This window comes from Pseudomonas fluorescens (genome assembly GCF_000968015.1).
Classification (GTDB): domain Bacteria; phylum Pseudomonadota; class Gammaproteobacteria; order Pseudomonadales; family Pseudomonadaceae; genus Aquipseudomonas; species Aquipseudomonas fluorescens_W.
This window is the reverse complement of the sequence record NZ_LACH01000057.1, coordinates 12,913-35,605: the sequence shown is the minus strand read 5'-3', so window position 1 is coordinate 35,605 and position 22,693 is coordinate 12,913. Positions and strand designations below refer to the sequence as shown.

19 protein-coding genes are annotated in these 22,693 nt (G+C 60.2%); 12 read left to right on the top strand and 7 right to left on the bottom strand.

Translation table 11 applies throughout. From position 1 onward, the window contains the following. Nucleotides 1-2: 2 nt before the first annotated feature. The 6 genes from VD17_RS24275 to VD17_RS24250 form a co-directional block, all read right to left on the bottom strand. On the bottom strand, nucleotides 3-854 hold the full coding sequence (locus VD17_RS24275) for a sugar phosphate isomerase/epimerase family protein (protein WP_046056025.1): 852 nt from the start codon (nucleotides 852-854) through the stop codon (nucleotides 3-5). 495 nt (nucleotides 855-1,349) lie between these two features. Then, entirely contained in the window at nucleotides 1,350-2,156 is an 807-nt protein-coding gene (locus VD17_RS24270) for a lytic transglycosylase domain-containing protein (protein ID WP_046056024.1), read from the bottom strand. 307 nt (nucleotides 2,157-2,463) lie between these two features. Next, entirely contained in the window at nucleotides 2,464-5,484 is a 3,021-nt protein-coding gene (locus VD17_RS24265; protein WP_046056023.1) for an EAL domain-containing protein, read from the bottom strand. Further along, entirely contained in the window at nucleotides 5,472-6,491 is a 1,020-nt protein-coding gene (locus tag VD17_RS24260; protein ID WP_046056043.1) for a substrate-binding domain-containing protein, read from the bottom strand. The genes VD17_RS24265 and VD17_RS24260 overlap by 13 nt, the downstream gene beginning before the upstream one ends. A gap of 498 nt (nucleotides 6,492-6,989) precedes the next feature. Next, the gene (locus VD17_RS24255) at nucleotides 6,990-7,793 is read right to left on the bottom strand and encodes a putative hydro-lyase (protein ID WP_046056042.1); all 804 of its coding nucleotides are present in this window, start codon (nucleotides 7,791-7,793) and stop codon (nucleotides 6,990-6,992) included. A gap of 91 nt (nucleotides 7,794-7,884) precedes the next feature. Further along, nucleotides 7,885-8,832 carry a LysR family transcriptional regulator gene (locus VD17_RS24250; protein ID WP_046056022.1) on the bottom strand — a complete coding sequence of 316 codons (948 nt, stop codon included), beginning with the start codon at nucleotides 8,830-8,832 and terminating at the stop codon, nucleotides 7,885-7,887. A 266-nt stretch (nucleotides 8,833-9,098) separates the two neighbouring features. Between VD17_RS24250 and VD17_RS24245 the strand changes: the two genes are divergently transcribed. Both VD17_RS24245 and VD17_RS24240 read left to right on the top strand, forming a co-directional pair. Further along, on the top strand, nucleotides 9,099-10,361 hold the full coding sequence (locus tag VD17_RS24245) for an OprD family porin (RefSeq protein WP_046056041.1): 1,263 nt from the start codon (nucleotides 9,099-9,101) through the stop codon (nucleotides 10,359-10,361). A 136-nt stretch (nucleotides 10,362-10,497) separates the two neighbouring features. Further along, entirely contained in the window at nucleotides 10,498-10,713 is a 216-nt protein-coding gene (locus VD17_RS24240; protein ID WP_008145745.1) for a TOBE domain-containing protein, read from the top strand. 34 nt (nucleotides 10,714-10,747) lie between these two features. On the opposite strand, the gene VD17_RS24235 is transcribed toward VD17_RS24240, so the two are convergent. Next, the gene (locus VD17_RS24235; protein ID WP_046046884.1) at nucleotides 10,748-11,617 is read right to left on the bottom strand and encodes a LysR substrate-binding domain-containing protein; all 870 of its coding nucleotides are present in this window, start codon (nucleotides 11,615-11,617) and stop codon (nucleotides 10,748-10,750) included. Between the two features lie 252 nt (nucleotides 11,618-11,869). On the opposite strand from VD17_RS24235, the gene VD17_RS24230 reads away from it, so the two are divergent. The 10 genes from VD17_RS24230 (at nucleotide 11,870) to metC (ending at nucleotide 22,640) form a co-directional block, all read left to right on the top strand. Then, nucleotides 11,870-12,712 (top strand): transporter substrate-binding domain-containing protein, encoded by an 843-nt coding sequence (locus VD17_RS24230; RefSeq protein ID WP_046056021.1) that lies wholly within the window; start codon nucleotides 11,870-11,872, stop codon nucleotides 12,710-12,712. A gap of 71 nt (nucleotides 12,713-12,783) precedes the next feature. Beyond that, complete coding sequence (locus tag VD17_RS24225; RefSeq protein ID WP_046056020.1) at nucleotides 12,784-13,635, top strand: transporter substrate-binding domain-containing protein; 852 nt, start codon at nucleotides 12,784-12,786, stop codon at nucleotides 13,633-13,635. Next, complete coding sequence (locus VD17_RS24220) at nucleotides 13,632-15,056, top strand: FAD-binding oxidoreductase (RefSeq protein WP_046056019.1); 1,425 nt, start codon at nucleotides 13,632-13,634, stop codon at nucleotides 15,054-15,056. The genes VD17_RS24225 and VD17_RS24220 overlap by 4 nt, the downstream gene beginning before the upstream one ends. Further along, entirely contained in the window at nucleotides 15,053-16,264 is a 1,212-nt protein-coding gene (locus tag VD17_RS24215) for an aminotransferase class I/II-fold pyridoxal phosphate-dependent enzyme (RefSeq protein ID WP_046056018.1), read from the top strand. Before VD17_RS24220 ends, VD17_RS24215 begins: the two co-directional genes overlap by 4 nt. Beyond that, a complete protein-coding gene (locus tag VD17_RS24210) occupies nucleotides 16,261-16,995 on the top strand; it encodes an amino acid ABC transporter permease (protein ID WP_046056017.1) in 735 nt (244 codons plus the stop codon). The genes VD17_RS24215 and VD17_RS24210 overlap by 4 nt, the downstream gene beginning before the upstream one ends. Further along, nucleotides 16,985-17,773, top strand: a complete 789-nt coding sequence (locus tag VD17_RS24205) for an amino acid ABC transporter permease (RefSeq protein ID WP_046056016.1) — start codon at nucleotides 16,985-16,987, stop codon at nucleotides 17,771-17,773. The genes VD17_RS24210 and VD17_RS24205 overlap by 11 nt, the downstream gene beginning before the upstream one ends. Further along, entirely contained in the window at nucleotides 17,760-18,596 is an 837-nt protein-coding gene (locus VD17_RS24200; RefSeq protein ID WP_046056015.1) for an amino acid ABC transporter ATP-binding protein, read from the top strand. Before VD17_RS24205 ends, VD17_RS24200 begins: the two co-directional genes overlap by 14 nt. A 17-nt stretch (nucleotides 18,597-18,613) precedes the next feature. Then, the gene (locus VD17_RS24195) at nucleotides 18,614-19,210 is read left to right on the top strand and encodes a cysteine dioxygenase (RefSeq protein WP_046056014.1); all 597 of its coding nucleotides are present in this window, start codon (nucleotides 18,614-18,616) and stop codon (nucleotides 19,208-19,210) included. Then, entirely contained in the window at nucleotides 19,207-19,863 is a 657-nt protein-coding gene (locus tag VD17_RS24190; protein WP_046056013.1) for a glutathione binding-like protein, read from the top strand. Before VD17_RS24195 ends, VD17_RS24190 begins: the two co-directional genes overlap by 4 nt. Before the next feature lie 23 nt (nucleotides 19,864-19,886). Beyond that, entirely contained in the window at nucleotides 19,887-22,640 is a 2,754-nt protein-coding gene (metC, locus tag VD17_RS24185) for a cystathionine beta-lyase (protein WP_046056012.1), read from the top strand. Nucleotides 22,641-22,693: the final 53 nt, after the last annotated feature.

Below are 22,693 nucleotides of genomic sequence, written 5' to 3'. Positions count from 1 at the left end.
CCCTAAGGATTGCTTGAGTGGTGGAAACGCTCGAAGTGTTCGCGCTCGGTCTGGCCCATCCACACGTTCAATGACCACAGGTCGGCGACCGGGACATTGGTGAAGGGCAAATGATGCAGGTAGCCGTCGGCGCCGAATTCCGGGGTCAGGGTGCTGACCTGGTAACCGCGGGCTTGCTGCGAGCGCCAGATGCTTTCCCAGTGCTGCTGATGGAAAGCCAGTTCTTTTGCATATTCGGGAGCCGCCGGGTGCGGAACCTGCGGGCCCTGGTCGTAACCGACTCGTGCCTGGATATGGTGAACCCGCTCGATAAAGGCGCTCAGATCATCGGCCGGGTCATTCAACAGACGCTCGCAGGTCACGACCCAATGGCTGATGTCACTGGTGAACAACAGATCGGGCAATTGCCGGATCAACTCCAGGGTCACCCAAGGGTTGAACAGCGAACGCGAGCGGTGGGTTTCGAAACTGCAGACCTGACCGTGCTTGCGCGCCAGTTCCAGTGCCTGACCGAAGAACTCCACTTGTTGTGGCAAGGACCAGCGATCATTGCCCGCCAGTACGTTGACGAAACGTGGGCCGAGTTCGGCGGCCCACGCAAGTTTCTGATCGAGGTCATTGAGGTGAACGGCAGGGGTCGCCGACTGCTCCGGCAGCACATCGTACGCCGTGAAGACGGTGCTGATATAACCCAGGCGATTGGCCTGGAGAAAGGCAGCGAACTCAGCCCGTTCACGGGCGTCCAGCGGCAGACGCGCTTCCATTCCATCAAAGCCCGCCTGCAGCAGCTCTTCAAGCGCCTGGGCCTTGCTGGCGGTATAACCCCACAGCGTGCGGAAAATTTCCAGCTTCATCGGCGATCCTCAAAAATTCTCAGGCCTGTTGCAAAAGCACTTCGACAAAGCCAGTCGGCGATCAAGGGGTCAGCAACGGCAGAGGATTTTTGAGCCGGGTCTCTGCCTGATGGGTCCCACTAAGCGCTGCCGAGGCTGGTTCGCTGTGGAGCCGATGTTAGGCATAGGCGGCGGGGTGGAAGAATCTGAAAACTCAAATGAATACTTCAGACTTTCGTCAACAAATAGCTAGCTATATATCGTGCTTTTCAAGAGGGATTTTATGGGCAAGCAGGTGTCTACGCTGGCTATTAGCGAGGAGTGCCACTGTTACGGCATCGTTTTGAAGAGTCCCAAGCGAGACCGGGGCGCTGATGGTCCGCTTCTTGGGCGATTGCCAATCTGTTGCGTCGACCGGTTGAATCCACAGTCGATAGCTACCGGTGAGTGTGGAAGTTCGGTTGAGCCATTCCCCGCCCGGCGTATTACCAATTCCGGGTTATGCGCCCTACGGCACTAGCGATGGTTGCGATAGCGTTCGGTCAAGGACTGCACGAGGGTGACGTAGGATTGCGTCTCGGCGTAGGGAGGCACCCCGTTGTACTCGACCACGGACGCTTCGCCGGCGTTGTAACCTGCCAACGCCAGCATCTGGTTGCCGTTGAAGCGCTTGAGCAGCCAGGCCAGGTAGCGCACGCCGCCACGAATGTTCTGTCGTGCGTCGAATGGATCGTCCACGGCGAAGCGCTCGGCAGTGGCGGGCATCAACTGCATCAGCCCCTGGGCGCCGTCTTCGGAAATGGCGTAGGGGCGAAACGCCGATTCGGCATGTATTACTGCACGGACCAGCGCCCTGTCGACACCGTAATGACCCGAAGCGGCTTCGATCTCCCGCCGATAGGAATGGGTGTCCAGGCGCAGTGAGGCGACCTTGAAATCCTTCGGCGCCATGCATAGATAGCAGCCCTTGATGTAATAGAGCTCAAGGACATCGACCCGTGCGGAGATCCCTACGGGGCGCCGGCTCACATATTGACGAATACCCTTGTGGACGAAGGTCCACACCCGAACCCGCACCGCGTCTGAGTTATCGTCCCGCACAAGCCGTGGCGTGGCCATTGCTTTGGCGCCGACACCGGCGCCCGCCATGCCATTCAGACGAGTGCAGCGAGCGCTGGCGATGGCTTGGCTGGTGTAGCTGATGGCTCCGTCCCTGGCTTGGCACTTGAACATGGCGCTGGCGCACAGTGGAGCGACCAGCAAGGCCAGCTCGATGCAGCCAAGAAGGCTCTTGCGAGCCCATCGCCATGCTCTGGAACTCATCACATCGCTCCGCGCCGCAGGCGCCGTTCAGGCCTTGGGGCGCCTGTCCCGGGCGCGCCTTTGAAGGACCTATTCTGGGTGACCCGCCTTTTGTTCTGATAGTTATACCCCTTGTAACCAGCCTTGGAACTTGCGATGACGTACGGGCTGACGGCGCTCCCAGGCGCTTCGAGGATGTGGCACATCTCATCGTAGTCGCACTGGCCGATAGCTACCCGTCACTAACGGTCACTATGCGGTACTGGCGCCGATAATCGGCAACGTCGCGATTTTACTGTTGAAAGGTTGGGATGGGCCCTGCGCAGTATTAATGCCCGGGCATCGGACTGCTTGGGCGTTTTGCATCGCGTTTTCGTCTTGCCGGGTCAGGGTTCGCAATGCGGCTCGGTTGAGGCAACCGGGGCGTGCGCAGTAACAGGCTGATTTCATCGCAGCTGACCGCTCTGCTGAAGAAGTGGCCCTGAATTTCATCGCAGCCGTTTTCACGCAGGAAGGTTTGCTGCTCTTCGGTTTCGACGCCTTCGGCAATGACCTTGAGGTTCAGTTTGTGCCCCAACGAAATCACCGCGGTGGCGATGGCTTTGTCGTTCTCGTTGTCGGGCAGGTCGCGTACGAAAGACTGGTCGATCTTGAGTCTCGCGATCGGGAAGCTTTTCAATGCGGCGAGGCTGGAGTAGCCGGTGCCGAAGTCGTCGATCGAGAGACTGATCCCCATTGATTGCAGTTCCTTCATTTTGCTGATGGCTTGCTGAAGGTCTTGCATGATCAGGCTTTCGGTCAGCTCCAGCTCAAGGTACTTCGGGTCCAGTCCGGTTTCTTGCAAGGCATGCCTCACCCGGTCGATCAGGTCCCTTTCGATGAACTGGCGAGCTGAAATATTCACCGACATGGTGATCGGCGGCCAGCCCGCATCCTGCCAGTCCTTGTTCTGTCTGCACGCGGTATGAATCACCCAGTCGCCGATGGGCACGATCAACCCGGTCTCTTCGGCCTGCGGAATGAATTTGATTGGAGACACCATGCCGAGCTCGGGGTGCTGCCAGCGGATCAGTGCCTCTACGCCGATAATCTGACCTGACTGCAAATCCACCTGTGGCTGGTACAGCAGCAGGAACTCGTCATGGTTGAGTGCGTTTCGAAGCCCGTCTTGCATGGCGAGCTTGCCCTGAACCTTGTTATTCATCTCGCTCGTATAGAACTGGTAACTGTTGCGACCCAGCTCCTTGGCCCGGTACATGGCGGCGTCCGCGTTGCTGAGCAACGTGTCGGTATCGCTGCCGTCGGCAGGGTAGGTGGCCAACCCCATGCTGCAGGTGACGTGGAGTGTGTGTCCGCTGAGCTGAATCGGCCGCAGGATGGCTTCCTGGATTTTGTGCAGGGCTGGAGTAACGCCGTCGAGGTCTGAGGGCTGGTCGAACAGGATGATCACAAACTCGTCGCCACCCAGTCGCACGACGGTGTCGGTGCGGCGTACACACTCCAGCATGCGCCGGGCGACTGTTTTCAGCAGTTCGTCTCCGGCACTGTGCCCAAGGCTGTCATTCACCAGTTTGAATTTGTCCAGATCGAGAAACACTATCGTCACCAGGCGGCTGTAGCGCTGAGCATAAAGTATTGCCTGCTTGAGACGGTCTTCGAGCAGTGTGCGATTCGGCAGCCCGGTCAGTGCGTCATGGTCGCCCATATAGCGAATGCGCTTTTCGGTCAGCTGGCGTTCTATCGCAATGCCGGCAAGCGGCGTCGCCATGTTGATCAGTCGCGTCTCGGTCGAGCTTGGGCTGCGTACGGTGTTTGAATACAAGGCAAACGTCCCCAATACCTTTCGCTCATGGGACAGAATCGGCGTCGACCAGCAGGCGCGAAATCCATAGGGAGCAGCGGCTGTACGGTACGCCTCCCACAGCGGATCCACCTCGATATCCGTGACGATGACCGGTTCTCGTCGATACACCGCGGTGCCGCATGAACCGACGTTCGGACCGATCGCAAGCCCGTCAACGAGCTGGTTATAGGCTTTCGGCAAACTGGGGGCCGCCCCGTGCAGCAGGTGCTTGCCATCCTCATCCAGCACCAGGATGGACACCATCATCCCCTCCAGCTGGGACTCCACCAGGTGAGCCAGGCTGTCGAGGACTTCTGCAAGCTCGGTGCTCCTGGCGATCAGCTCCAGGACCCGACCTTGTCCGGCACGGATGACGGCTTCTTGCTCTAATCGGCTGTTTTGCAGGGCGAGCCGCTCTGTGGCGATACTCAACTGGACCGTTCTTTTTTCCAGCTGAAGTCGGTCCTTGAGGAATTGATTCACCGCGCGAGCCATGTTGCCGATCTCGTCCTTCCCATGTTCCGCCATCATCAAATGCGTTTTGTCAGTGTGTTCCTGGCGCAATTGCCGGCTTATTTCATTCAGGCGCACGAGCACATGACGGCCCATGAAGACCCGGGTCACGAACCAGGCGAACATCAGGCTGGCGCCCAACATGATCAGCACCCATTGCTGGCTACGATTTGAGGCCTCGACCAGACGCTGCAGGGCGTCGCGATAGTCTTCGGTGTAGGCACTCGATTGCGCACGGGCCACCGCGACCAGAACCCCGGCCTCATTCTTCAGTTCCTCGTTGAAGTGCTGTGTGACGTTGTGCTGATTGATGAGCCTCAGGCGCAGGGAGAAGAGATCGGGCGTCTCCACACTCGCGGCGGGTAACTTGCCTGCGGTGCGTGACAGGCGCTCATAGCGGATCCGCAGCCGTTGCACGGCATCACTGTCAACAGCCTGCGGCAGATCGAAAAGCAACACCGCCAGTTCCAGGCTGGCCGGGGTCTGAGTCGCGGTTAACCGGGCGGTGTGGTCCTCCATGGCTTGCTCGAAGGTGACCTCGGTTTGCAGCAGGCTTTCTCGCAGCTGCGCAACGATGTTGGCGGTATTGCGGAACATCTGACTCGACTGATGCATGTCGAGTATCGCCACGCCACTGTTCGAGGCGGTCAGCTGCTGCACCAGTTGATCAAGGGCTTCAAGCTGTTCGACGGTCGCCGCATAGATTGATCGCAGGGTGTCGGGGGAGCGGGTTGTCAGAAGCTGATCGGTCTGGCGTTCGATCAGCAAGGTACGCTGAAGCATGTCTTGCCCGTCTTGCATGCCGACCAGTCGTTCATCCGTCAGCTGGCGGGTGGCGCTGTTTGACGTGCGCAAGGCGTAGACCGCCGTTGCACCACTCGCCAGGATCAGCAGCGCCAGCGTCAGAAACGCCAGTGTGAACTGTGCGCGTAGCGATTGCGGCAATAACAGGCGTCCGAGCCGGGAGGTAACGTCCACTGTCAGGGATTCCATTGGTGGCGATAGATGTCTCGATAGCCATTGTCAGGGTCGTACTGGAATTTCTTCCCGCCGTCGAAGGCGATATTGTCGGCATTGACCAGGTGAATCGGCGCTACGAAGCCGCTCACCGGCTGACCTGCAAACAGCCGGTTCAATTCATCCATCACTTGCCAGCCATGCAGGTTGAGCGGCTCGGCCACGGTGACGGTCTGGTAGGTTTTTGCCTGTATGCGCAAGAAAGCCGAAGCGCTGCCATCACCGGCAGACATCAGACTGATGCCGTCGCTGGGTATTGCGGCGTTGGTCAATGAGGCAATCGAGTAGTCGAAATAGATATCGTTGATGGCCAGCGTGTGGGTCCAGCGCTTGCCATAGCGCTGGAGCAGCTCCTTGGTGAGCGCCGGCATCTTCTCGCCACTTTCGGAGATCGCGACATCGCGCACTTCCAGCAACGTACATTCCTGACAGGCCCGAATGACGTTTTCCATGGCTTTGGCTTTCGCCATGGCGATGCTGTACTTGGAGTCGGTCAGGATGACAACGCCGGCCTGTCCGTTTGACTGTGCCACTGCCGCCATGGCCGTGAGGCGAGCCACTTCGAGCGGGTCGGTCGTGACGTTCATGGCCACCGGCGTACCGTCAATCGGCCCGGGTCGTGCCCCGGCGTGCCAGCCAACCACCGGGACATCCCTGTTGGCGAAGAGGAGCAGCGCCGCATTGTTCTCAAGCGCATCGGAGCCGCACAGAATGAGGCCGTCGGGTTTCGCTGCCAGGGCATCGGAAAAGGCCTTCGCGCGCCCGGCCGATGATCCAGCGCCATCGAATATCTTCAGCGTCCAGCCCATCGCCTTGGCAGCTTCGCGAGCGCCCTGCGCGACACCGACAATTCCTCCGTTACGCAAATCTTCTGCGACAAAGGCGATGCTCTTGCCCCGCAGGGCTTGCGGGCCGGATACAGGGCCGCTCCAGCGAACGGCTTCGAGGGCGGCCCTGGAAACGATTTCCTGCGCTTGAATCACCGTAACCGTGGCGTTTTCGACACCCGCTGCGGTTGGCAGGTTCTGGCCGAATCCGGGAGTTGCCGTGAGAAGACAGAAAAACGTAATTGAAGCCATCCAGGACAGCCCGCGCCTGATCAGACAGGTTCGATCACCGCATGTGATGCCGGGCCTGGAGCCGATGGCGCGATCATGGTCTGGCATGGCGTCCCTTTTTGCCAAGAGTGCAGCTTGCATCGTTGACTACATTGAATGGTTTTACAAGGCTTCGACTGCTGCATCAGTTGGTAGGCGCCAGAGCTGTGGAGCCATTTCAGCCGCAACACAAAACCTGTAGCAGCTGGCGAAGCCTGCGTTCGGCTCGGGCCGCGTTCGGACGCAGCAGTCGTAAAACCTGAGTTTGCGGTCTTCCTGAAACACCGCATCGTCTGATTCCACGACTGCTGCGCAGCCGAACGCAGGCTTCGCCAGCTGCTACAGGCTTCGGCGCCCCCTCTGAACTCAAGCACACCCACGCCTTTACAAAGCGCTGTTGTACAAATCCGTCACCAGCATGCAACCGGGCGCATGGGTGATGCACAGCGGTGGGCGTGAGGCTTGCACTACCGATTGAGGCGTCACACCGCACGCCCAGAACACCGGTATTTCGTCAGCTTCAACGGGGACGGCGTCGCCGTAGTCCGGGGTGGCGAGCGCGTGGATACCGATCAGCGACGGATCGCCGATGTGCACGGGGGCGCCGTGTACGTTGGGCATGCGTGCGGTAATTTGAATGGCCTGGATGGCGTCAGCCGCTTTCATCGGTCGCATGCTCACCACCAGCTTGCCACCGAGGCGAGCGGTGGGGCGCGTGTCGATGTTGGTCTGGTACATGGCGACATTGCGTCCCAGATCGATGTGCTTGAGGGGGATGCCGGCATCCAGCAGCGGTTGTTCAAAGGAGAACGAGCAGCCGATGGCGAAGGCCACCAGGTCATCCTGCCAAAGGTCCTCGATATCCAGCGGTTCTTCGCTCAGTTCGCCATGGCGATAGACCCTGTATCGAGGCACATCATGGCGAATATCAATGGCTGTCCCGAGATTGCGAAAGTACGGGTCGCCCGGCTCGGTAATGTCGAGCAACGGGCAGGCTTGACGGTTGAGGGTGCAATACCTGAGGAACTCGTTGGCCCAATCACTGGGCAGAATCACGATATTGGCTTGCACCCGGCCTTGGCCCAGGCCGCTGGTGTGCCCCTGATACTGCTTGGCGGCGATGCTTTGGCGCAGGGCGAGAGGGGTGCTGCGCTGCAGTTGTTCGAAGGACAGGGCGGGTTGATTCATCATGGCATCTCGGCAGGTTCGTTGAGCCTTTTTAGAAAACCGCGGTGATGCCGTCCAACAAGGAATGTTGTTGCCCCCAGACAACTAAAAGTTATTCAGGGGACAGTCGGCTGTTGAGGCCCGGCGCGGCCACCATGAGTAACGGACCGACATCCGCAGCGTATTGGCAGACCACCTGGCGGCTCATCTCGACGATGTTCTCGATCAGTTCCAGTCCGACTCCCGCGCGCCACGAGGCCACGACATCCAGTTGCGGCAAGCGACTGCCGGGATCCAGCTGGATCAGTTCGCCGCTGGCCAGGGGTTTGGCCACCAGTGCCGCCGGCAAGGCGCCGATACCGAAGCCGTCGCGAATCAGCCGGGTCATGGCCGACACCGAGTTGACGCAACTGACGCGCGGAGCGCCGATGCCATGGGCATGCAACAGGTTGAGCACATCCTGATGCGGTCGTGAGTGTTTGACGAAGGTGATGATGCGCTCGCCGGCCATCTCGGTGAGCGAGGCATAAGGCCGGGCATAGATCGAGTTGCTGGCGGCGATCCAGTGCATGGGGTAGTGCGCCAGTTCGAGGTTGCGCACGCTTTCGTGGCGGATCAGGTCGGTCTGGAAAACGATGTCCAGATAACCCTTTTGCAGTTGCTCGCAGAGATTGCGCGCGGCGTCGGCAGTGATCTCGATTTCCACGGCAGGGAAAGTCTGCATCAGGGTCGACATCAGCGGGCTGAGCCAGGTGTGAATCACCGTATCCATCACGCCGATGCGCACCAGCCCCTGCTGCGGGCTGGTGTTGTCCAGCGAGTGTTTCAGCGCGCGCTGAACCTCGAGCATCTGCTCTGCATAGTCGAGTACCTTGAGGCCTTCGGGCGTCAGCGACACACCGCGTGAATCGCGCACGAACAGGCGCAGGCCCAACTCATCTTCCAGTGCGGCGATCCGGCTGGAGATCGCGGCCTGAGTGCTGAACATTTTCTCGGCGGTCAGGCTGAAACTTTGCAGGCGGGCGACCCAGACGAAGGTTTCGAGGAATTTGAGGTTCATGGCGGTTCCCTTGGCGCTTGTGGCTCTTGTAATGAAGGGGCGGGTTGCAATTGTTACTCCAGAGTCCGCCATTGTGGGCATCAAATTTTCTTATGCATAACCTCGTCTTTTTCCCGTTTGACGCCGTTCTGCCTCGGCCCGAAGAATCCGCCCCACGACGCAGGTCACTGCGTCCGCCCCCCACGACAACGCCTTCACAAAAAAACAATGAGGCGTGTCCGTCATCTTCGCTTGCTGCCGCAGGAACCTCTTCCATGGGAAAAATCATGACTGCCCACGTGCCTTCAAAAGCGACTCGCACCCGCCCATTCAAAGGGTGCGCCCCGGTTGGCACATTGCTCGGCCTGAGTCTGCTCTGTGCACCGAACGCTCAGGCGGATTTCGTCGCGGACAGTAAAGGCAGCCTGGAAGCGCGCAACTTCTACTTCAACCGTGATTTTCGCCAGGACGGTTCGCGCGACAAGGCCGAGGAATGGGCGCAGGGTTTTCTGTTGCGGATGGAGTCGGGTTACACCGCGGGCATGTTTGGGTTTGGCCTGGATGTTTTGGGCATGGCCGGTTTCAAGCTGGACTCCGGTGGCGGGACGGCGGGGACTAATCTGTTGCCACCGGATTTGTCCGGCGGCTCACAGGATCGCTATGGCGAGTTAGGCCTGACGGGCAAAATGCGCGTGTCCAACAGCACCCTGAAGTTCGGGACGTTGCAGATCAAGGACCCGGTGGTGAATTCCAACGACACTCGCCTGTTGCCGAGCACGTTCAAGGGTGGCCTGCTGAATGTGCAGGAAATCGATCGTTTGAAACTCACGGCCGGTCAACTCACGCAGATCAACTTTGTCGACTCCACAGACTATCAAGACATGATCGCCAATCGCATCGGCGGCCAAAGCGATAAGTTTCAGTTTGCCGGGGCCGACTATCAGTTCCTGCCGAACCTGACTGCGCAATACCGCTACGGCCAGCTGGAAAACATCTACCAGCAAAATTACCTCGGGCTTGTGCACGTGCTGGACCTGGGCTCCGGCCAGTCGCTCAAGAGCGACGTACGCTATGCGCGGAGTACCGAAGACGGCAATTTTCGAGATATCGACAACCAGGCCTTCGGTGCGCTGTTCACCTATAGCCTGGGCGGCCATGCGCTGGGTTTCGGCTATCAGCGCATGAGCGGCGATGATCCGTTTCCGTATATCGGGCGCAGTGATCCGTACCTGGTCAACTTCGTGCAGATCGGTGATTTCGCCAACATCGACGAACACTCCTGGCAGGCGCGCTACGACTACAACTTTGTCGCACTCGGTGTGCCGGGGTTGACCTTCATGACCCGCTACATCTCTGGCGACAATGTGCAACGCACTGCGCCGGGTGAAGGCAAGGAATGGGAGCGCAACACCGACATCGCTTACGTGGTGCAGGACGGTTCGTTGAAAGGGCTCGGCCTCAAATGGCGTAACGCGTCTGTGCGCTCGAACTTCGGTAATGACCTGGATGAGAATCGCCTGATCGTCAGCTATACCGTGGCGCTTTGGTAGATGCTTGGGGGATTTTATATTCGATACAGGAATAAGCAAATCGATATTTATTCCTTTTAATATTATTCTGGGGCGTGCATTTTGAAGGCCTGCACATCCGTGCGGATGTATTCGACATCAGACAGGAAGCCTCATCATGACCATCAAAGCGATCAACGTCCGCAACCAGTTCAAGGGTGTCATCAAGGAAATTGTGACAGGCGAAGTGGTCTCCGAAATCGATGTGCAAACCGCCTCCGGCATCGTCACCTCGGTGATTACCACCCGTTCAGTGCGCGATCTTGAATTGAAAGTGGGGAGCGAGGTGATTGCCTTCGTCAAATCCACTGAAGTCTCGATCGCCAAGCTCTGAAATGGACAGGGCTTGAATCGCGGAGTCGCTCACGTCAAGAAAAGGACAACCCCTGGCTCGCGCGAATCAAGTCATAAGCCTTGCGGGCAATCAAGTTCGCGGTGTTGGGCCTGATCCACAGGTAGTAGGTCACGTCCGGCAGTCGCGGCAATCCGTCATTTTCACCCAGTACGCGCATGTCTGGACCGAGCATCTCCATGCTTCGGGGGGTGACACCCAAACCAGCACGTGTCGCCGCCTTGATGCCAATCAGGTTCGACGCCAGGTACGCCTGGCGCCAACTGATATTGGCGCGTTCCAGTGCCTCCAGGGCATAGCGCCGGTAGATGCTCGGTTCATCCACGAGGATCAGTGGCAACGGTTCGCCGGGGTTGTGAATGTACTGCGCCGAGCAGATCCACCACACCGGTGAAGTGCGTAAGGCGAAGCCTTCCAGGCTCGGGTCCTGGCGGGTGGAGATCACCATGTCGACCTTGCCCCGGTGCAGGTCGTCCATCAGAAACGGGCTGCGCCCGACATCGATCTCCAGACGCAAACGCGGCGCCGAGCGGGCGATGTGGCTGAGGATCGGCGGCAGGATGGTGTCGGCGATGTCATGGGGCGAACCGATGCGCAACACGCCGCTCAAGCTGCTTTCACGCAGGGAGTTCAACGCCTCGTCGTTGAGCGACAGCATCTGCCGGGCATGACGCAGCAACTGCAAGCCGGGTTCGGTGAGTTGTTTTTGCCGTCCGCGCTTTTCGAACAGGCTTACCCCTACTTGCTGTTCCAGGCGTTGCATGTGTTGGGTGACCGACGATTGCGTGCGGGCCAGTTGCGCGCCGGCCTCGGCAAAACTGTGGTGATCAACCACGGCAATGAAGGTGCGCAGCAATTCGAGATCGAGGGTAGGAGAGGTTGGCATGGCCATTTCCGGGGCTGTTTTTATATCAAGGCTGAAAACATAAACATTACGATTATTTATGTGTTTTTGCTGGTTTTTTCTTTGGCTGATCTTCGACTCCAGTAAATGCGGGCTTTATGGAAATGCGCTTTCGGTGTGAACACGGGAAGTTATAACGATATTAGATATTTGAATTTCCGTTACTTCAACGCTGTACCTAGGATGCCCCCACATCAGATCGGGGGACGCCGATCAATCATCAGGGGAAGATCCATGTCGAAAAAGTGCTCAGCCGTTAAACAATTATTGCCTGTGATGCTGGGCGCCTTGATCTCGATGGTTGGCAGCACCGGCGCCCGGGCTGATGCAACCCTGGACAAGATCGAGCAACGGCATGTGCTGGTGGTCGGCGTATTGCTGTCCGGCGGCCCGTTTGGCGGGATTGATCCAGCGAGCCAAAAGCCGCGCGGTTTGAATGTCGATCTCGCTCAGGAGTTGGGGCGGCAACTGAATGCCGAAGTGGAGTTGGTGCCGGTATTGCCCGCCAACCGCGTGCAGTTTTTGCAGCAGGGCAAAGTCGATTTGCTGATTGCCAACATGGAGTGGACCGCCGAACGCGGCGAGATCCTCGGGTTTGTGCCGACGCCGTTCTACCGCGTAGGCGGAACCGCAGCGGTGTTGAAGGACAGCAAGATCACTCGTTGGGAAGACCTGAAAAACCAACCGGTCTGCACGTCGCAGGGCAGCAGCTACATCAAGCCGCTGACCGAATTGGGCGTCGAGATCAAAGCCTTCAAGAGCTCTTCGGAATCCTTGCTGGCGCTGCGCGGCAACAACTGCGTCGCGGCGGTGCATGACGCCACGCTGATCAATCCGCTGCTCGCCGGCACCGCCGAATGGCAGGGCTATCGCGCGCTTACGCCGGAACTCAATCCCGCGCCGTCGGTGATCTGGACCCGTCCCGGAGAAAGCGATACCCAGGCCAGGCTCGATCCGATCGTCAAGGAACTGCACCGCAGCGGCTGGTTGATTGAGGCCCAGACCCGCAACCACATCACGCCCGCATCACCCGCTCTGGTGGAACTGCAGAAACAGTTCCAGGCCAACGGCGCCTGACCCCCGGTTCTCCACCTCATCGTTTTCAACAGACCGTCCTTTTGCCGGGCGGTCGTTCAAGGTAGTCGTGCATGAACCGATATTTTTCCGTCAGAAGCCTGACCACGCTTTGCCTCGCCTGGTCCACCGCGTTGGGTGCCAGCCTTGCCCAGGCCGATGCCACGCTGGACAAGATCGAGCAACGCCACGCCATTAGCGTCGGAGTGATTCTCAGTGGTCCGCCATTCGGCACCATCGACCCGAAGACTGGCGAACACCTGGGCTACAACGTCGAACTGGCCAAGGGTATCGCCAAGGCATTGGGCGTCGAAGCGAAGACCGTTTCGGTGCTGGCGCCCAACCGCGTGCAGTTCCTGCAACAGGGCAAGGTCGACATCCTGATCGCCAATATGCAGTTCACCGAAGAGCGCGGCGAGATTCTCGATTACGTGCCCACGCCGTATGAAGAGGTTGGCGGCGCGGCGTTGATTCGCAAAGGGGCTGGCGTGACCCAATGGGCCGATCTCAAGGGCAAACCGGTGTGCGTGTCCCAGGGCAGCAACTTCATCAAGCCCTTGCAGGAAACCTACGGCGCAGAGATCAAGGCGTTCCGCAGCCAATCCGAATCGTTGTTGTCGCTGCGCGGCAATGGCTGCGTGGCGGCGGTGCACGTCAGCCCGACCATGCATGCGCTGTTGAGCGATGCCGAGTGGGCTGATTATGAAATCCCGCTGCCGGGTGATTTGATCCCGTCGAACTCGGTGATCTGGCTGCGCAAAGGCGAACACGATACCCAGGCAAAACTGGATGCCATCGTGCGCGACTGGCACCGCAGTGGCTGGCTGATCGAATTGGGCGAGCGCACCGGCATGACGCCGTCCAAGGCATTGCGTGATCTGCATGAGCAGTACCGCAACGCGACACCGCTGGCGTCGCAACCATGAGTTCGCACTTGTTTGTTGCGTTGCAGCAACTGCTCGGCCCCAGTCATGTGCAGAGCAGCGAAGAGGCCGCGCCCTATCTGACCGACAAACAGGGACGTTACGTCGGACAGGTCATCGCCGCCGTGCATCCGGCGAACACCGAGGAAGTCGCGGCCGTGGTCCGCGCGTGCGTGGCCAGCGATACGCCGGTGGTGGTGCAGGGCGGCAACACCGGGCTGATGGGCGGCGCAACCCCGGATGCCAGTGGCCGCGCGGTGTTGCTGTTGCTCGACCGATTGAATCGTGTGCGGACGGTGGACACCGACAACGACACCCTGACCGTTGAAGCGGGCTGCATTCTGCAGAATGTCCAGGACGTTGCCCGTGACGCCGGCCGACTGTTTCCCCTGAGTCTGGGCGCCGAAGGCAGTTGCACCATCGGCGGCAATCTGGGCACCAATGCCGGTGGCACTGCCGTGTTGCGCTATGGCAACGCCCGCGAGCTAACCCTGGGTTTGGAAGTGGTCACCGCCGAAGGCGAAATCTGGAATGGCCTGCGCAGTTTGCGCAAGGACAACACCGGCTACGACTTGCGTGACCTGTATATCGGCAGCGAAGGCACGCTCGGAATCATCACCGCCGCGACCCTGAAACTCTTTCCGCTGCCCAAGGCTCAGGCGACGGCAATCCTGGCCTTCGACTCCCTGGCCCAGGCAGTGAAATTGCTGTCCCATGCCCGCGCCGGTTTCGGTGCCAGTCTCACGGCGTTCGAACTGCTCAGTGCCGACTGCCTCGCGCTGCTGCGCGAGCAATTCCCGGACGGACCGCAACCTTTTCTCGGCGCCAGGCAGCCTTGGTTTGCCCTGTTGGAACTGTCCGACAACTGCAGCGAAAGCCATGCCCGTGAAGCGTTTGAAGACGTGCTGGGTGAGGCCTTCGAGCGCGAGTTGCTGGCCGATGCGTTGATCGCCGAAAGCCTGGCCCAGAGCGAAGCCCTGTGGCTGCTGCGGGAGAACATGAGCGAGGCGCAGAAACGCGCCGGTCGCAACATGAAGCACGACATTTCAGTGCCGATTTCCCAGGTCGTGGCGTTTGTCGCCCACACCGATGCGTTGTTGCAGACGAATTTTCCCGGTGTCCGTCACTTCACATTCGGCCATTTGGGTGACGGCAACCTGCACTACAACGTTGCTCATCCGCTTGATTCGACGGTCGAGGCGCATATGGCTCACTACGCGGCGCTCAGCTTGCTGGTTCATGACAGCGCCCACGCCCACGGCGGTTCGATCAGCGCGGAACACGGCATCGGCCAGCGCAAACGGGACATGCTGGAGCGCTACAAAAGTCCGGTGGAGCTTGATCTGATGCGCCGCATCAAGCAGGCGCTGGACCCGAAAAACCTGCTCAATCCGGGCAAGGTACTGGAGGTGGTTCAGTCATGAGTCTTCGCCTGTCCAAGCGCGTTCAGCGCGTCTCGCTGTCGGCCAATGCCGCCGCCAAATCACAAGCCACGGCGTTGCGTGAGGCCGGTCGCGACATCCTCGACCTGACCACCGGCGAGCCGGATTTCGATACCCCGGAACACATCAAACAGGCCGCTTATGCCGCCATCGCCGCCGGTGCCACCAAGTACACCCCGACGCCGGGTGTAAAAGCTTTGCGCGTCGCGGTGCAACGCAAGCTCCAGCAGGAAAACCATCTCGACTATCCGCTGGAGTCGATTGTGATTGCCAACGGGGCGAAACAGATCATCTTCAATGCCTTCGCCGCGACCCTCGACGACGGCGATGAAGTGCTGGTGCCGACACCGTACTGGCCGTCGTTCCCGGACAGCGTGCGCTTCAATGGCGGCGAACCGGTGTTCATCGAGTGCGCGCTGGCGCAGGGCTGCAAGCTCACCGCAGAACAGCTGGAGCAACACATTGGCGAGCGGACTCGCTGGCTGATCCTCAACGGCCCCGGCAACCCCAGCGGCGCGGTGTACTGCGCGGCCGAATTGCAGGCCTTGGCCGAGGTGCTGCGTCGCCATCCGCAGGTGCTGATTCTGCTGGATGAACTCTACGAACATATTCGCTTTGACGGTCAGCCCGCGCAGAGCCTGCTCAACGTCGCGCCGGATTTGCAATCGCGCTGCCTGCTGGTGGGCGGGGTGTCCAAGACGTACGCCATGACTGGCTGGCGCATCGGTTTCGGTGCCGGGTCGCAAGCGCTGACCAATGCCATGGCGGTCGTGCAGTCGCAATCCACGTCGGGGGCTTCTTCGGTGGGGCAAGCCGCGGCGTTGGCGGCCTTCGAGGGCGGACTGGATTTCTTGCCTGAGCAGGTGGCGGCCTATCAGCAGCGTCGGGATTTACTGGTGAGCGCCTTGGGCAAAGTGGAAGGCATTGAGGTGCTGGAACCCCAAGGCGGCTTCTTCGTGTTTGTCCGCTGTGCCGGGTTGCTGGGACGCTATCGTCCAGACGGCGTATGCCTGAACAGTGACGCCGATGTCGTGGCGTATTTGTTGGAGGAGGGCGTGGCCGGTGTGGCGGGCAGTGCTTATGGCTTGTCGCCGTGGTTTCGCCTGTCCATCGCCACGGTGACCGACAGCGTTGCCGAAGCCGGACGTCGCATCGCTAACGCCTGCGCGCAATTGCGGGGCGAACCATGAGTCATTGGCTGGAGCTTTTCGTCCACTGGACCGCCGGGTTGGGCCTGAACTACGGTTTTCTGCTGGACGCCTACCAACGCGGCACCCTGGAGCAGGGCGCGCTGACTACGGTGCTGCTTTGCCTGTTCACCATTGTCGGTAGCCTGCTGGCGGGTGTCGGGTTGGCGGCGATGCTGACCTCAGGAAAACCCTGGTTGGCAAAACCGGCACGCCTATTTGTCGAGGTCACCCGCAACACGCCGACGCTGGTGCAGCTGTATTGCGCCTTCCTGGTGCTAAACATGCTGCTGACTCAAGCCGTCGGTGCGGCCAACCCGCTGACGCCGTTCGCCTGGGTGGTGATCGTGATTTCGTTGCACAAGGGCGCGTTCCATGCCGAAGCCTTGCGTGCCGGCATCGAGGCGGTGCCGACCGTGACGCTGGAAGCGGCCAGTTCACTGGCGTTCAGCAGCCGTCAGTTGCTGTGGAATGTGCAGCTGCCGTTGGCCCTGCGTTTTGCTTTGCCGTCGCTGATCAACAACCTGATCGACCTGGTGAAGATGACCGCCGTGGCCTCGGCCATTGCCGTGGGGGACATCACCTACGCGGCGATCATGATCTGGACTCAAAGCGACAACGTGCTGGAGCTGATGATTCTGATCCTGAGCTTTTTCGGCCTGCTGAGTTTTATCGTCAATTGCGTGGGGCGCTACCTTGAAGCGCGCCTGAGGATGCCCGGCTATGGCCATTGAATCGACCGTCAGCGCACCGCTGGCCTGGCCTCGGCGGCATGTCGGCAAGCTGATTTTGTTGGTTTGCGTCGTACTGTGGCTGGTGTATGTCGCCCCGCACAGCCCGGTGTTCAAGGCCTTGCTGCAATGGTCGCCGGCACTGGCCGTGGGCTTTGGCCAGAACATACTGATCAGCCTCGTCGCCATCGGCCTGGGGTCGTTGTTGGGGTTGTTGGTTGGAGCGTTAGCGTTGTCACCCCTGCGACTGCTGCGTTTGCCGGCACGGATCTGGGTGCAGATTTTTCGCAATGCGCCCTGGCTGGTGCTGATCTATTTCACCACCTACGTGTTCCCGTTCGAGATCCACATCGGCAGTGCCTATGTCTCGTTCCCGGATTGGGTCAAGGTCACCCTCGGCCTGGCGTTGCCTGCGAGTGCCAACGTCGCGGAAATCTTCCGTGGCGCCATTGCCTCGATCCCCAGCACCCAATGGGAAGCCGCGCGTTCCTTGGCATTCACTCGCGGGCAGATTTTCCGTTCGATCATTTTGCCGCAGTGTTTCAAACGCATGTTGCCGCCATGGATGAACCTGTATGCGGTGATCACCATGGGCACTGCGCTGGCGTCTCTGGTGGGTGTGCATGACGTGATCGACACCGCGCAAATCGCCAGCAACACCGTGAACATGACCGGTTTCACCGTGGTGATTTACCTGAGCCTGTTGGTGCTGTTCTTTGCCTATTGCTACCCGATTTCCCGACTCACCCAACGCCTGGAGCGACGTTATGCCTTCTACTGAAACCGTCGCCGAGCCCCTGGTCAGCCTGCGCGACCTGCACCTGTCGTTTGGCACTAACCCGGTGCTCAAAGGCATCGACCTCGACGTGCACCGTGGCCAGGCCGTGTCGATCATCGGCCCGTCCGGCTCCGGCAAATCGACCATCCTGCGTTGCATCACCGGCCTGTTGCAGCCGCAGCGCGGCAGTATCCGTGTTGGCGCGACCGATGTTCACACCCTGGCCCAGGAAGCGCAGCGCATCGAGTTGCGCAAACGCGTGGGTTTTGTGTTCCAGCAGTACAACCTGTTCCCGCATTTGTCGGTGTTGGAGAACCTGATGATTGCCCCGCGCAAGGTGCTGGGTCGCAACCGGATCGATGCCGAAAAAGACGCCCGTGCCTTGTTGGCCAAGGTGCGTATGGAACACAAGGCCGATGCCTATCCGGGCCAACTCTCGGGTGGTCAGCAGCAACGGGTGGCAATTGCCCGGGCCCTGGCGATGCGTCCGGAACTGATTCTGTTTGATGAGGTGACCTCGGCCCTCGATCCGGAAACCGTCGGCGAGGTGCTGACGGTGATTCGCGAGTTGACCGAAGAGGGCATGACCTGCGTGCTGGTCACCCACGAAATGCGTTTCGCCGAAGAGATCAGCGACATCGTCTACTTCACTGAGAACGGCGTGATCGTCGAGCATGGCAGCGCCGCGCAAATCTTTCAGCACCCCACCAGCGAGCGCACCCAGGAGTTTTTGCGTCACGCCCTGGGTGATCCGGGGCGCCGGCCGCCCATCGCCAATGATCCGTACCTGTTGAGCAACCTGAGCCGCTACAGCCTGTCCGTCTAATACCGAGGAGCCTGTTCATGAGTACCGTTAACCGTGCCGCCGTCATCGAGGATTTCCTGAAGAAAATCCGCGTCATCCATCAACGGGGCGTCGACCGCGCCGCGCTGGTGGAAATCGTTTCCTTGCTCGAATCCCTGGCCGAGCGCCGCGACCTGTTCAACTTCGACGAGTTTCCCGCGCCGGTACCGGGGCAGGGTAGCACCGCGTTCCGCTACCGTCTGAATGACGACGGCGACACGCCGACGCTGTACCTGAACTCGCTGTTGCCGGGCAAAAGCACCATCCCGCATAACCATGAAACCTGGGCGATTATCAGTGCCATCGAAGGCCAGGAAATCAACTACGTCTACCGTCGTGATGACGAAGGCCGCGAGCCCGGTTTCACCACCTTGCACCTGGAAAAGGAAGTGATTGTGCAACCCGGCACCTCCATCTCGTTTCTCGGCGAAGACCTGCACGGCATTCGTGTCGAGGGCGAGCAGGCGACCCTGCATTTCCACCTGTACGGTTTGCCACTGGAGTCCCTCAATGGTCGCTACGGCGTGGAAGCCGACGGGCGCATTCTCAATTACAACGCCTCGCAAATGGCACCGTCGATCAAGGCCTACGCATGATCGATCTGTATTACTGGCCGACTGGCAATGGCTTGAAGATCGGCATCCTGCTTGAAGAGCTGGCGCTTGAGTACCGCCTGCTGCCGGTCAACATCCGTGCAGGCGAGCAGAAGCAGGCAGTGTTCCAGCGCATCAGCGCCAATGGGCGGATTCCGGCGATTGTCGACCATGCGCCGCAAGGCTTAAGCGAGCCGCTGAACCTGTTCGAGTCCGGCGCCATCCTCAATTACCTGGCCGACAAGGCCGGGCGTTTCCTGCCGGCGACCGGCAGTGCCGAGCGACAGAAAGTTCAGGAATGGCTGTTCTGGCAGGTGGGGCATATCACCCCGTACCTGAGTCAGTTACAGCTGTTCAAGGAGAAGGCTCCGGAACCGATTGCGTTCGCTCTGGACCTGCTCAATGCCGAAGCGACGCGCCTGTACAAGGTTCTGGAAGCGCGCTTATCCGAAGTGCCCTTTGTCGCGGGGGAATATTCCATCGCCGACATGGCTATCTTTCCGTGGATCCAGCCGTTGCGACAGGGCCAGGACCTGGCGGACTACCCGCATGTCCATGCCTGGCGCGAACGCCTCAAGGCGCGACCGGCCATTCAGCGTGCGTATGCGAAGGGTCGTGAAATCGCCGCCAACGAGCGCTCTCTGGCGCTTCAATAACTCTTTTTTCAAACGGGACTCTCATGAGCCAGACCGTAACTCCAGGGCAATTGCAGCAGTGGCTGTTCGACGGGCAGGAAATTGCCCTGTTTGACGTGCGCGAGCACGGCCAATATGGCGAAGCTCACCTGTTTTTCGGGGTGAATCTGCCCTATAGCCGTCTGGAGTTGGAGGTCCGGCGACTGGCGCCGAATCCTCAGGTTCGGCTGGTGATCTATGACCAGGACGGCGGGGATGTCGCGGCGCGTTCCGCTCAGCGTTTGCAGGCGCTCGGATATAGCCAGGTGCATGTGCTCGATGGCGGTGCCGATGGCTGGCAGGCTGCCGGGTTCCAGCTGTTTGCCGGGGTGCATGTGCCTTCCAAGGCCTTCGGTGAATTGGTCGAAGAGGCCAGCCATACGCCGCATGTCACCGCGCAGCAACTGGCCGAATGGCAAGCCCGAGGCGAGCCGCTGGTGGTGCTCGACGGTCGGCCGTTCGATGAATATCGCAAGATGACCATTCCGGGCTCGGTGTGCTGCCCGAATGGCGAGCTGGGCTATCGCGTCCACGATCTGGTGCCGGACGAAAGCACGCCGATCGTGGTCAATTGTGCCGGTCGGACCCGCAGCATTATCGGGGCCCAGACGTTGATCAATCTGGGGTTGAAGAACCCGGTCTACGCGTTGGAAAACGGAACCCAGGGTTGGTATCTGGAAGATTTTCAGCTGGAGCATGGCAGCACCCGACGTTATGCCGAGGAGGTGTCCTCTGGCACCTTGCCGGGGCAGCGACTCGCGGCTGCGCAACTGGCAGAACGCGCCGGTGTGAAGACCGTTGAGGCGGCGCAGGTTGAACAATGGGCCAAGGAGGCCGGTCGCAGCCTGTTTTTGTGCGATGTACGCACCGCCGAGGAGTTTGCCGCGGGCAGTCTGTCGGGTGCGCAACACACACCGGGCGGGCAGTTGATTCAATCCACCGATCTGTATGTCGGCGTGCGTCAGGCGCGGTTGGTGCTGTTCGACAGTGATGGTGTGCGGGCACCGATCATTGCCAGTTGGTTGCGGCAGTTGGGGCATGAGGCCTATGTGCTGGCAGGCGGGGTGAGCAGTGGTCTGGTGTTGCCCGCGCTTGAGGTGATCGCTCACGAGGCGTTGCCAGTGATCACGGCGCTGGGGCTGGCTGATGCACTGAAGGACGACGCCGTTGCGCTGATTGATCTACGACCGAGCATGACTTATCGCAAGGGGCATATTGCCGGGTCGCGTTGGTCGATTCGCTCGTTGCTGGCGTCTGAAGTAGCCGGTGAGCAACGGCCACTGGTGTTGGTCGCCGATGATCCTTTGCTGGCTGCTTTCGCGGCGCTGGAGCTGCCGGAACGTCAGCGCCTTCAAGTCCGGCTGCTGGACGGCGGGATCGATGCCTGGCGTGCAGAGGGGGCCGCGGTGCAGGAAAATTCGACCACGCCTTCCGATCAGCAGTGCATCGATTTTCTGTTCTTCACCCACGACCGTCACGCCGGCAACAAGGACGCGGCGCGTCAGTACCTGGCCTGGGAAATCGGTTTGCTGGCGCAGATGAGCGACGACGAGATTGCCAGTCTCAAGCCGCTGCGCGTCACAGTGCCTCGCGATGACAGGGTGCGTACGCGTCTGGTCCATTCGGCGCGCACCGAACAGGGCAGTGGCGGTCGGGCAGTCAACGTGCCGGTCACGCGGTTGAGCACGGTGCTGTTCGATAACCTGGCGCAAATGCGCGACGCCCGTGCTCGCCGTGATAGCGAGCGGGTCTTGAGCTATGGTGCCCGAGGCAATCCGACGGCCTTCGCCCTGGAAGATCTGGTGACGGAGCTGGAAGGCGGTTACCGCACGCGCTTGTTCGGCACCGGGCTGGCGGCGATCGCGCAGACCTTCCTGGCCTACCTGCGGCCCGGCGATCACGTAGTGATCAGCGACGCGGTCTACGCCCCCGTGCGGCGGCTGGCCCGTGAGTTTCTTGAGCCGTTCGGCATTCAGGTCAGCTACTTCGCGCCGGATGGCAGCGGCCTGCAAACGCAACTGCAAGCCAACACCAAAATGGTCTACACCGAAGTGCCGGGCTCCTTGCTGTATGAACTCTGCGACTTGCCGGCCATCGCCGCCCTGTGCAAACCGCGAGGCATTCTCCTGGCCGTCGACAACACCTGGGGCTCGGGTTACCTGTACCGACCGCTGGCCCTCGGCGCGGACATCTCGATCATGGCGTTGACCAAGTACCTGTGTGGCCACAGCGACGTGGTCATGGGCAGCGTCTGCACCCGACAAGACGTGTGGCAACCGCTGGCGTCCATGGGCGACACCTTTGGCGCCACGGTCAGCCCCGACGATGCCTACCTGGTGCTGCGCGGCGCACGAACCCTGGCACCGCGACTGGAAGTGCACGAGCGCCAGGCGCTGGAAATCGCTCATTGGCTGCAAGCGCAACCACAGGTGAAACGGGTGTTCCATCCAGCGTTGCCCGATCATCCCGGTCACGCCCTGTGGCAGCGCGACTTCAATGGCAGCAATGGTTTGCTGTCCTTCGAGCTGCGCGATGCAGACCCGACCTACGTCGAACGCTTTATTGATTCGCTGCAGTTGTTTGGGCTCGGCGCTTCCTGGGGCGGCTACGAAAGCCTGATCACCGTCGCCGATACCACGGATCGCGACAGTGCTGCGGATCGTTCATTGAATCCAGTACTGAGGCTGCATATCGGGCTTGAGGATGTCGAGTCGTTGATTGAGGACCTGCAGCGCGGGTTTGCGGCTATGGAAAACTAGGGGCCACCGCCAACAGCTGAAAGGGTGCCTATTCCACAAAAAACGCCGCTCAC

What these genes read in the sequence shown, in the direction of transcription:
- VD17_RS24235 (WP_046046884.1), bottom strand. Translation starts at nt 11,617, where the DNA reads ATGCCAACCTCTCCTACCCTCGATCTCGAATTGCTGCGCACCTTCATT.
- VD17_RS24275 (WP_046056025.1), bottom strand. Translation starts at nt 854, where the DNA reads ATGAAGCTGGAAATTTTCCGCACGCTGTGGGGTTATACCGCCAGCAAG.
- VD17_RS24255 (WP_046056042.1), bottom strand. Translation starts at nt 7,793, where the DNA reads ATGAATCAACCCGCCCTGTCCTTCGAACAACTGCAGCGCAGCACCCCT.
- VD17_RS24270 (WP_046056024.1), bottom strand. Translation starts at nt 2,156, where the DNA reads ATGAGTTCCAGAGCATGGCGATGGGCTCGCAAGAGCCTTCTTGGCTGC.
- VD17_RS24195 (WP_046056014.1), top strand. Translation starts at nt 18,614, where the DNA reads ATGAGTACCGTTAACCGTGCCGCCGTCATCGAGGATTTCCTGAAGAAA.
- VD17_RS24250 (WP_046056022.1), bottom strand. Translation starts at nt 8,832, where the DNA reads ATGAACCTCAAATTCCTCGAAACCTTCGTCTGGGTCGCCCGCCTGCAA.
- VD17_RS24210 (WP_046056017.1), top strand. Translation starts at nt 16,261, where the DNA reads ATGAGTCATTGGCTGGAGCTTTTCGTCCACTGGACCGCCGGGTTGGGC.
- VD17_RS24205 (WP_046056016.1), top strand. Translation starts at nt 16,985, where the DNA reads ATGGCCATTGAATCGACCGTCAGCGCACCGCTGGCCTGGCCTCGGCGG.
- VD17_RS24220 (WP_046056019.1), top strand. Translation starts at nt 13,632, where the DNA reads ATGAGTTCGCACTTGTTTGTTGCGTTGCAGCAACTGCTCGGCCCCAGT.
- VD17_RS24265 (WP_046056023.1), bottom strand. Translation starts at nt 5,484, where the DNA reads ATGGAATCCCTGACAGTGGACGTTACCTCCCGGCTCGGACGCCTGTTA.
- VD17_RS24240 (WP_008145745.1), top strand. Translation starts at nt 10,498, where the DNA reads ATGACCATCAAAGCGATCAACGTCCGCAACCAGTTCAAGGGTGTCATC.
- VD17_RS24225 (WP_046056020.1), top strand. Translation starts at nt 12,784, where the DNA reads ATGAACCGATATTTTTCCGTCAGAAGCCTGACCACGCTTTGCCTCGCC.
- VD17_RS24200 (WP_046056015.1), top strand. Translation starts at nt 17,760, where the DNA reads ATGCCTTCTACTGAAACCGTCGCCGAGCCCCTGGTCAGCCTGCGCGAC.
- metC (WP_046056012.1), top strand. Translation starts at nt 19,887, where the DNA reads ATGAGCCAGACCGTAACTCCAGGGCAATTGCAGCAGTGGCTGTTCGAC.
- VD17_RS24230 (WP_046056021.1), top strand. Translation starts at nt 11,870, where the DNA reads ATGTCGAAAAAGTGCTCAGCCGTTAAACAATTATTGCCTGTGATGCTG.
- VD17_RS24190 (WP_046056013.1), top strand. Translation starts at nt 19,207, where the DNA reads ATGATCGATCTGTATTACTGGCCGACTGGCAATGGCTTGAAGATCGGC.
- VD17_RS24215 (WP_046056018.1), top strand. Translation starts at nt 15,053, where the DNA reads ATGAGTCTTCGCCTGTCCAAGCGCGTTCAGCGCGTCTCGCTGTCGGCC.
- VD17_RS24245 (WP_046056041.1), top strand. Translation starts at nt 9,099, where the DNA reads ATGACTGCCCACGTGCCTTCAAAAGCGACTCGCACCCGCCCATTCAAA.